General features: G+C 69.4%; 7 protein-coding genes and 1 tRNA gene. 5 read left to right on the forward strand and 3 right to left on the reverse strand.

The genetic code is table 11. The annotated features are described in order from the left end of the window. Positions 1-119 precede the first annotated feature (119 nt). On the reverse strand, positions 120-881 hold the full coding sequence (locus AB0G02_RS24510) for a GntR family transcriptional regulator (RefSeq protein ID WP_360797800.1): 762 nt from the start codon (positions 879-881) through the stop codon (positions 120-122). A gap of 283 nt (positions 882-1,164) precedes the next feature. On the opposite strand from AB0G02_RS24510, the gene AB0G02_RS24515 reads away from it, so the two are divergent. The 4 genes from AB0G02_RS24515 (at position 1,165) to AB0G02_RS24530 (ending at position 4,607) form a co-directional block, all read left to right on the forward strand. Beyond that, entirely contained in the window at positions 1,165-1,581 is a 417-nt protein-coding gene (locus AB0G02_RS24515; protein ID WP_360797801.1) for a hypothetical protein, read from the forward strand. A 184-nt stretch (positions 1,582-1,765) separates the two neighbouring features. After that, positions 1,766-3,118 carry a replication initiator gene (locus tag AB0G02_RS24520; RefSeq protein WP_360797802.1) on the forward strand — a complete coding sequence of 451 codons (1,353 nt, stop codon included), beginning with the start codon at positions 1,766-1,768 and terminating at the stop codon, positions 3,116-3,118. After that, positions 3,115-3,387: a helix-turn-helix domain-containing protein gene (locus AB0G02_RS24525; RefSeq protein ID WP_360797803.1), complete on the forward strand. Its 273-nt coding sequence runs from the start codon at positions 3,115-3,117 to the stop codon at positions 3,385-3,387. The genes AB0G02_RS24520 and AB0G02_RS24525 overlap by 4 nt, the downstream gene beginning before the upstream one ends. Then, positions 3,387-4,607 (forward strand): tyrosine-type recombinase/integrase, encoded by a 1,221-nt coding sequence (locus AB0G02_RS24530; protein WP_360797804.1) that lies wholly within the window; start codon positions 3,387-3,389, stop codon positions 4,605-4,607. Before AB0G02_RS24525 ends, AB0G02_RS24530 begins: the two co-directional genes overlap by 1 nt. A gap of 61 nt (positions 4,608-4,668) precedes the next feature. Here AB0G02_RS24530 and AB0G02_RS24535 read toward each other — a convergent pair. Both AB0G02_RS24535 and AB0G02_RS24540 read right to left on the reverse strand, forming a co-directional pair. Next, a tRNA-Pro gene (locus AB0G02_RS24535) sits at positions 4,669-4,745 on the reverse strand. 24 nt (positions 4,746-4,769) lie between these two features. Further along, complete coding sequence (locus tag AB0G02_RS24540; RefSeq protein ID WP_360797805.1) at positions 4,770-5,729, reverse strand: metallophosphoesterase; 960 nt, start codon at positions 5,727-5,729, stop codon at positions 4,770-4,772. A 64-nt stretch (positions 5,730-5,793) separates the two neighbouring features. Here AB0G02_RS24540 and AB0G02_RS24545 point away from each other — a divergent pair, with 64 nt between their 5' ends. Continuing rightward, the gene (locus AB0G02_RS24545; RefSeq protein ID WP_360797806.1) at positions 5,794-6,261 is read left to right on the forward strand and encodes a GatB/YqeY domain-containing protein; all 468 of its coding nucleotides are present in this window, start codon (positions 5,794-5,796) and stop codon (positions 6,259-6,261) included. The last annotated feature ends 778 nt before the right edge of the window (positions 6,262-7,039 follow it).

Genomic DNA, 7,039 nt, shown 5'->3' on the forward strand with positions numbered 1-7,039 from the left:
ACAGGGACGGGGCCGAGAAGGACCTGGCGAGCGGGGACAGCACAGTGCGGCCGAGCGGCCCCGCCAGGGGCCGCCTTGAACCAGTAGAGAAAATCCTCACCAGTAGACCGGACCTGCGGCTACGCCTCAGGAACCCGGATTGTGTAGGACAGCGCGTAGCGGTCGGCGGGCACGATGATGTCTGCGGTCTCTACCGGCTTGTCGTCCGCGTAGTACGTCCGCTCGATCGCCATGACGGGGACGCCTTGGGGCACCTCAAGCTTGTCGACCTCGAAGGGCCTGGGCGCACGGGCGTACACGTCCTCGGTCACGTGAGTGATGTGCACTCCAATGTGATCCATCCTCGGTACTACACCGGTGATCTTGCCTGCTTCAGGCTGTTCGACATCGGTGCCTCTGGTGATCGCCAACGGCTCGTAGGACGTGGACAGCATGGTCGGTACCTCGTCCACGAAGAACCGGTATTGCGTACGAATGACGTCGTCCCCTGGTTCAATGCCTAGGCGGTCGGCCACAGCCTTGGTCGCCTTGGTCGTTCGTGATTGGTACTCCCAATCAGCCTGCTTGCCTGCGGTCTGAGCGCTCTGGGCAAACGGGGAGGACGTTGGACGCTTCCCGTACAAGTCACCCATGACCCGCTTCTTGAGCGGTTTGTGCTGGCGGACGTAGGTACCGCTGCCCTGCTGCGTTCGAACCAAGCCCTCGGAGCGGAGCACGTTGATTGCGTTGCGAACCACGATCCGGGAGACGCCGTAGTCGTCCATGATCTCTTGCGCGGTCGGGAGCTGATCGCCGTCTTGTAGCTCGCCGTCAAGGATCTGTCGTCGCAGATCGTCAGCGATCTGGAGGTACGCGGGCCGACCTTCGAAGCTCCCGGTCATCGTTCTAGCCTCACTCTGCCTAGTTGGCTTCCACCCGATCCCAAGCCTCCTGCCTGCTGTTATGACGTCGCGTGACAGTCAGTTGCAGTACTTGGCTAAAGGGTATACCCTTTTGTTGCTGGACAAAGAGAGCCCTCTTCGGCGGCTACCGAGAGGGCTCCCGTGACCCAGGTGGGCGGCTACCCGCCGGAGTCGTGTGCACCGCTAAGTGCCCCTTCAGGGTATCGCGCACGTCTACCGCTGGAAAGCCGACCCGCCCGAGCGAACCTCGGAAGGATCGGACATGACGGCTGTTTTGGCTGGTGGGCGGCGTTCTCGTACGGATGGCGATGGTCGGGAGTTCCACTTCTGGGATGTGAACCCGTTGACGGGTGTGGCGTTGTGTGCGTCGCGGTTCGACGACCTGCCGGAGTTCATCGCGTTGGTGGTGGGGCAGATGGGGTTCAGCGCGGCGCAGTGGGACCGGTTGGTGCGTGCGGGTGGGGTGGTGGAGGAGGTCGACTGCCACCGGGCGCGGGTGATCCCGTGGACGCTGAACCGCCCGTTGAGCAGCCCCCCGGTGGGGAAGGCCCCGGAGGGCACGTGTGTGGAGTGCTGGGGCACCTGTGTGGAGATCGACACGGACGGCTCGTTGACCGGTGTGGTCGGTGCGTCGTTGGTGTGCATCTGCACGCGGCTGTCGGCTCGGGGGTCGCGATGACGGTCACCGAGCGGACCTGTTGGTGTGGTGGGTCCGGCGTGGTGGAGTGGCGCGGGCGGTGTGGTGTCTGCCGGGGGCGTGGCGTGATCGGCGTCCTGGACGAGGCGGGCACGGCTGCGGTCGAGCGCGCGGAAACGCTGGCCTGGCTGACGCGGCAGGGTCGGGTGTCGGGGGTGGCTGCCTGATGGCCACTGCCGCTCTGGTGTCGCGCTTGTCCACTAAGGACGAGCGGTTGACGAACTTCCTGCGCTTCAATGGGTTCCGGTCGTGGCGTCGTCGGGTCGAGTCGGTGTACGGCTGCGCCCGCCCGGTCCGGTTGACCGGCTCGACGCGGGTGGAGGACACCTCGGCCGGTGTGGTGCTGGACGGGTTCGAGGGCTCGTTGTTGGTGCCGTGCGGTAACCGCCGTGAGGCCGTGTGCGAGCCCTGCTCGGCCCGCTACGCCTCTGACACCTTCCACCTCGTGCGGTCCGGTCTGACCGGCGGTAAGGGTGTGCCGGAGTCGGTGTCGGGGCATGTGCGGGTGTTCGCCACGCTGACCCCGCCGTCGTTCGGCAAGGTTCACAACCAGCCGCGTACCCGCTCGGGCAAGGCCCGGCGCTGTGGGTGCGGGGAGTTCCACCACGACGCGGACACCCGCCTCGGGACACCGCTCGACCCGACCACCTACGACTACGTCGGGGCGGTGTTGTGGCAGGCGCACGCCTCGGAGCTGTGGCGGCGCTTCACCATCACCACCGCCCGCCACCTGGCCGACGCCCTGGGCATCCGACGCGGAGCACTGCGCGAGCACCTGCGCGTCTCCTACGCCAAGGTCGCGGAGTACCAGCGGCGGGGCCTGGTGCACTTCCACGCCGTCATCCGCGTGGACGGCCCGGACGGTCCCGGATCACCCGCGCCGGTCACGGTCACCCCGGAGCTGCTGTGCGCGGTGGTGCGCTCCGCGGCTTCCTCCGTGCACGTCACCACCAAGGACAGCGACGCCGTGGGACAGCACACCCTGACCTGGGGTGAGCAGGTCGACGCCGAACCCATCGCCGCACACGAGTCGGGTGATCCGGACGCGGCGGTGCACGACCGCAAGGTGGCCGGGTACATCGCCAAGTACGCCACCAAGGGCACCGGAGCCACCTCCGGCGTCGACTCCCGCATCAAGCGTGAGGAGTCCATCGCGGACCTGGACGTCTCCGACCACCACAAGGCCATGATCTCGACGGCCTGGCGGCTCGGCGGGCTGCCGGAGTTCGCCGGGCTCAACCTGCGCAAGTGGGCGCACATGCTCGGCTTCCGGGGCCACTTCCTCACCAAGTCCCGCCGCTACTCCGTCACCTTCACCGCCCTCCGATCGGCCCGTGCTGAACACCGGTACGCCGAACAACTCGACCGGCTCGGCGTCACCGACAGCTCCACCGTGCTCGTGGTCAACGACTGGGCCATGACCGGAGTCGGCTACCGCACCGACGCCGAACGCGAACTGGCCGGAGCCATCGCATCCCGCAAGCTGTCCCGCCGCATCGGTGAGGAGACCCCAGCATGAGCAATGTCCTCGCGTTCCCGCCCCAACCTGACCCGACCGACCACGACACGGGCTATGCGGGCGCGGTACCGGTGATCGACCCCAACCGGCTGACCTACACCGTGGACGAGGCGGCCTACCTGCTCGATCTCAGCCGGGGCGCGGCCTACCAGGCAGTTCGTGAAGGAACCATCCCGGCCGAGCGTGTCGGCCGTCGCTGGATCATCCCGCGCAAGCGGTTCCACGCCTGGCTCGACGGCCTGATCGACGACCAGGACGGGGGCCGCTGATGGGCCACGTCACCCCCACCGACTCGGGCAAGTTCCGGGCCAACTGGCGCGAGCCTGACGGCAAGCAGCGGGCCAAGACGTTCAAGACCCGCAAGGAGGCCAACGCGTACCTCGCTGACGTGGAGAGCGCCAAGAACGCGGGCCGCTACGTCAACCCGCACGCCGGACGCACCCTGTTCGCCATGGTCGCTGAACGCTGGCTCGCCTCCCGCAACGACCAGCCGACCACGATCGCCCGTGACGCCTCGATCATGGCCAACCACGTCCTCGCCAAGTGGGCTGGCTGGCCGGTCGGCAAGATCGAGCACTTGGACGTGCAGGACTGGGTCACTGAGCTGGGCGGTCGCCTGGCTCCCGCGACCGTGGCCGAGTGCCACCGGCTCATGCGTGCGGTCCTCGGCGCTGCGGTCCGGCACCTGCTGATCGGATCCAACCCGGCAGACGGCGTCCGGCTGCCCGCTCGTCGGGTCCGGGACACCGATGGCGTGGTCATCTCCCGCGAGCTGCTACGCACGCGCCTGCTCCCGGCCGTGCCGGACCGCTACCGGGCCGTCGTCGCCATGGCCGCCGGTACCGGACAGCGCTGGGGCGAGACCATCGCGGACCGCCTGGACGTGATCGACCTGGACAAGCGCGTCGTCCGGGTCGTACGCACGATCATCGAGGTCGGCGGCCACACCTCGTACAAGCCGTTCCCGAAGACCAAGGTCGGTCGGCGGGAGATCCCGCTCCCTTCTTGGCTGGTGCCGATCCTGCGTGAGCACATGGCGATCTACCAGCCCAACGACGATGGGTTGATCTTCACCAACGAGGCGGGCGGGCCGCTGCGTCGGACGCTGTTCCGGTCGCGGGTGTGGAAGCCGTCCCTCGTCCGCGCGGGCCTGCTCGGTGAGATCCTGCCGGACGGTGACGGCTTTGAGGGGCGCTGGAGCGACGACCAAGGCGTCAAGCATGTCGAACGGTTCGCCAAATACGACCAGGCCGTCCGGCACGTCGCCAAGCTCGCGGCGGGCGGGATGACGTTCCACGACCTGCGGCACTCGTACGCGACGTGGCTCGTCGATGACGGCGTACCGGTCAACATGGCCCAACGCGTGCTCGGGCACGAGCACGCCTCGACCACGTTGCAGCTCTACACCCGCCGCACGCTGGACCATGAGCGGATCTTGAAGGCGCTCGATGACGACGACGATGACGGCCTGTGTCAGCCCGTCCGCTGACTGGTCGCTGACCAGGACGCAAATCAGGCCCGGTATGTCTTGCGACATACCGGGCCTGACCTGGTCGGGGTGACAGGATTTGAACCTGCGACCTCTTCGTCCCGAACGAAGCGCGCTACCAAACTGCGCCACACCCCGGCTTGGGATCGAACGAGGAGAACTCTACCTGACGTTCCCACCCACTCCGAACCGGGTATCCCTTTTTGCCTCAGACCGGTCCTGACCTGCGTCGACAGGGCGCGGGACCAGGGTCAGCAGGCTCGCCTCCGGCGGGCAGGCGAAGCGGACCGGGGCGTAGGGCGACGTGCCCAGGCCGGCGGAGACGTTCAGCCACATGTGCGAACCCCACCGCGAGACGCCACGGGCGCGGGAGCGGTCCAGCTCGCAGTTCGTCACGATCGCGCCGTAACCCGGGATGCGCAGCTGACCGCCGTGCGTGTGCCCCGCCAGCACCAGGTCGTACCCCTCGGCGGCGAACGGGTCCAGCACGCGCGGCTCCGGGGAGTGCGTGACGCCCAGGCGCAGCGGGACGTCCGGCAACGGGCCGCTGATCTCGTCGAACCGGTCGCGCTTGAGGTGCGGGTCGTCCAGGCCCGCCGCGAAGATGTCCAGGCCGTTCACCTCGAACCGGCGACGCGCGTGCGTCAGGTCCAGCCACCCGTGCTCGACCATCGCCGCACGCAGGTCCTGCCACGGCAGCGGGATGCCGTGGATGCGCTTCGTCTTCGCCGACGGCAGCAGGTAGCGGGCCGGGTTCTTCGGCCGCGGCGCGTAGTAGTCGTTGCTGCCGAACACGAACACGCCCGGGCGGTTCAGCAGCGGACCCAGCGCGCGCACGACCGCGGGCACCGCCTGCTGGTGCGCCAGGTTGTCACCGGTGTTCACCACCAGGTCCGGCTCCAGCTCGTCCAGCGCGGCGACCCACCGCTGCTTGGACTTCTGCCCCGGCATCATGTGCAGGTCCGACAGGTGCAGCACGCGCAGCGGTGACGAGCCGGGCGCGAGCACCGGCACCGTCGCCTCGCGCAACGTCCACCGCCTCCGCTCGATGCCCGCCGCGTACGCGAGCGTGGCGGTGCCCAGGGCGGTCGTGGCGAGCAGCGTTCGGCCGAGCGTCTTCACGAGGTCGAGGGTAGGGGGTTAACCGATTCGGGGTGAGACGGGCTTCCCGGTACCGTTCCGGCCCATGGCGGAGTTGAAGGCGCGGTTGCAGGCGGATCTGACGGCGGCGATCAAGAACCGGGAGACGGTTCGGGCGGGCGCGCTGCGGATGACGTTGGCCGCCCTGACCACCGAAGAGGTCTCCGGCAAGACCGCCCGCGAGCTGAGCGACGACGAGGTGCTCAAGGTCATCACCCGCGAGGTGAAGAAGCGCAAGGAGGCGGCGGAGGCCTTCGCCGGCGCCGGGCGCACCGAGCAGGCCGAGCTGGAGCAGTCCGAGTCCAAGATCCTGGAGGCCTACCTGCCGGCGCAGCTGGCCGACGACGAGCTGGGAGTCCTCGTCGACGCCGCGATCGCGCAGGTGGCCGAGCAGCTCGGCGAGCAGCCGGGTCAGCGGCAGATGGGCCAGGTCATGAAGGCGGTCAACGCGCAGGTGGCGGGCCGCGCCGAGGGCGGTCGAGTGGCGGCCGCCGTCAAGTCCCGCTTGGCTTAGGTCGCCGGCGGGGCAGGCTGCGCCGGGGTCGGTGCGGTGCTCGGGGCTCCGCGGCGACGACTGAGGCACGAACGGTGGGACCGATACACGATCGGGTGATCATCGCCCGGAAATGTACGGAAACACCGTTCTCGTATCTCGGTTGAAAACCAGCGGAGCCCGAAACCACCCACCACCACGCCGACCACCCCCCACCCGCCCACTCGACCAGCCCCACCGCACCAGCCACGCCACACGCCGCCGCCGGCCAACTGCACGCCACCACAGGCCCGGCACCCGCCAGCCCGGCACTCGGATGGCCGGTCCGGCACCCGGCACACCGGCCGCCGGGCGACAAGCGCCACGACGCCGACGAACGCCGACCGCACCGGACGCCGAACGGACGCGCGTGGGTCGCGGGATGTGCGTGCGATGCGGGCGCGCGCGGAACGGCTGGCGGCGCGGCCGGCTGCGAAGGACCAGACCAGGCAGCGCCGCAGGTCGGTCGTGGGTGCGTGAGCAGGTGACGCGGGCAGGCAGCGGCCCGGCCGGCGGCGGGGTCGGCGGAGCAGGCCGCCCTGACCGCAGCGCGGATCAGTGGCGCAGGCCGGCTGGCGGTGCAGGAGATCGGCGGTGCGAGCCGGCTGGCGGCGGGATCAGCGGTGCGAGCTGGCCGGGGCGCGGGGGATCGGCGGCGCAGGCCGGCCGCCCCGCAGCGCGAGGATCAGCGGTGGGGGGCGGGCGGCGGGGGGGCTGTGGGGGGCGGCGGCGGGGGGGGGGGGGGGGGGTTTTATTCGGG

The organism is Actinosynnema sp. NPDC023658 (genome assembly GCF_040639995.1).
Classification (GTDB): Bacteria; Actinomycetota; Actinomycetes; order Mycobacteriales; family Pseudonocardiaceae; genus Actinosynnema.

What these genes read in the sequence shown, in the direction of transcription:
- AB0G02_RS24510 (WP_360797800.1), bottom strand. Translation starts at nt 881, where the DNA reads ATGACCGGGAGCTTCGAAGGTCGGCCCGCGTACCTCCAGATCGCTGAC.
- AB0G02_RS24515 (WP_360797801.1), top strand. Translation starts at nt 1,165, where the DNA reads ATGACGGCTGTTTTGGCTGGTGGGCGGCGTTCTCGTACGGATGGCGAT.
- AB0G02_RS24520 (WP_360797802.1), top strand. Translation starts at nt 1,766, where the DNA reads ATGGCCACTGCCGCTCTGGTGTCGCGCTTGTCCACTAAGGACGAGCGG.
- AB0G02_RS24525 (WP_360797803.1), top strand. Translation starts at nt 3,115, where the DNA reads ATGAGCAATGTCCTCGCGTTCCCGCCCCAACCTGACCCGACCGACCAC.
- AB0G02_RS24530 (WP_360797804.1), top strand. Translation starts at nt 3,387, where the DNA reads ATGGGCCACGTCACCCCCACCGACTCGGGCAAGTTCCGGGCCAACTGG.
- AB0G02_RS24545 (WP_360797806.1), top strand. Translation starts at nt 5,794, where the DNA reads ATGGCGGAGTTGAAGGCGCGGTTGCAGGCGGATCTGACGGCGGCGATC.